At 70.7% G+C, this 1,320-nt stretch carries 1 protein-coding gene and 1 pseudogene; both read left to right on the top strand.

Annotation, left to right across the window (positions count from 1 at the left end):
- Positions 1-84 precede the first annotated feature (84 nt).
- Positions 85-1,083 (top strand): annotated as a pseudogene (locus tag ID132_RS06920) (metalloregulator ArsR/SmtB family transcription factor).
- A gap of 63 nt (positions 1,084-1,146) precedes the next feature.
- The coding region (locus tag ID132_RS13815; RefSeq protein ID WP_459562454.1) for an arsenate reductase/protein-tyrosine-phosphatase family protein at positions 1,147-1,320 on the top strand (174 nt) is incomplete at its 3' end.

The raw sequence follows: 1,320 nt of genomic DNA, 5'->3' as shown, positions 1-1,320 counted from the left end.
CGTCTACGTCTCCCTCTGGGCGGCGAAGGCCTGGTTCCACGCCGACCCCTACGCGACGGAAGCCGTCACCGAATCGAGGACGTCATGACCGACACGACCGTCCTCCCGGACGCCGAGGCGTGCGCGCCGTCCTCGACGCACGCGATCGGACGGGATGCCGCCACGACCGTGGCCGGCGCACTCAAATCGCTCGCCGACCCGCTCCGGCTGCGGATGCTGTCCNCGCCACCGACCCGCGCGGCGAGTCGTGCGTGTGCGATCTCGCCGAGCTCGCCGAGGTGTCCCAGCCGACCGTCTCCCACCACTTGAAGGTCCTCAAAGACACCGGGATACTCGCCTCGGAACGGCGCGGCACCTGGGTCTGGTACCGGATCACCCCGACACGGCAGCGCGCCGTCGCCGCGCTCCTGGACGCGTTCGCACCAGCCGCGGTCTCAGGTGAGCCGGAGCAGCCCGAGGTCCGGGCTGAGGCGCTGCGCGACATGGACGCCCGCGTCACCCGCCTCGCCGAGGAACTCGCGGACGAGCTGACCGGCCTGAACCGGGACCTCGTGATCGCGATCGTCCGGGAGTCCTACGCGGGCCTGGTGAGGTCGGAGAAAGTGACCCGGCACATGATCCCGCTCACCGAACGCTTCGCGAGGCAGCGCCTGGCCGATCTCACCCGGGACCGCGTGGCGGGAATACCGCAGGTGCTGTTCGTGTGCGTGNCAGAACGCCGGCCGCTCCCAGCTCGCCGCCGCCCTTCTCAATCAGCTCGCTGGCGGCACCGTCATCGCACGCTCGGCCGGGTCGACCCCGGCGTCGGACGTGCACCCGCATGTGCGCTCTCTGCTGACCGAGATCGAGGGCGAACCGGAGGCGGGGTCGGCGTTCCCGAAGCCGCTCACCGACGACACCGTCCGCGCCGCCGACGTCGTGATCACGATGGGGTGCGGGGACGTGTGCCCGATCATCCCGGGAGTCCGCTACGAGGACTGGGCCGTGGGCGACCCTGCCCTCGCCTCCCCGGAAGGGGTTGCGGCGATCCGCGACGACATCGAAACCCGCGTCCGCGCACTCCTCACCACCCTCACCGACTGAACGAAAGAAGCGAACCGAACATGACCGATCACAAGCCTTCCGTGNAACGCCGGCCGCTCCCAGATGGCCGCGGGCTACCTCCGCCACCTCGCCGCCGGCCGGGTCGAGGTGCGCTCGGCCGGTTCCATGCCCGCCGAGCAGATCAACCCCGTCGCGGTCGAGGCCATGCGCGAGGAAGGCATCGACATCACGGCCGAGCAGCCGAAGATCCTCACGACCGAGGCCGTGCAGGACTCC

This window comes from Gulosibacter sediminis (genome assembly GCF_014904065.1).
In the GTDB taxonomy this organism is placed as follows: Bacteria; Actinomycetota; Actinomycetes; order Actinomycetales; family Microbacteriaceae; genus Gulosibacter; species Gulosibacter sediminis.
This window is presented reverse-complemented; position numbering and strand designations above follow the sequence as displayed.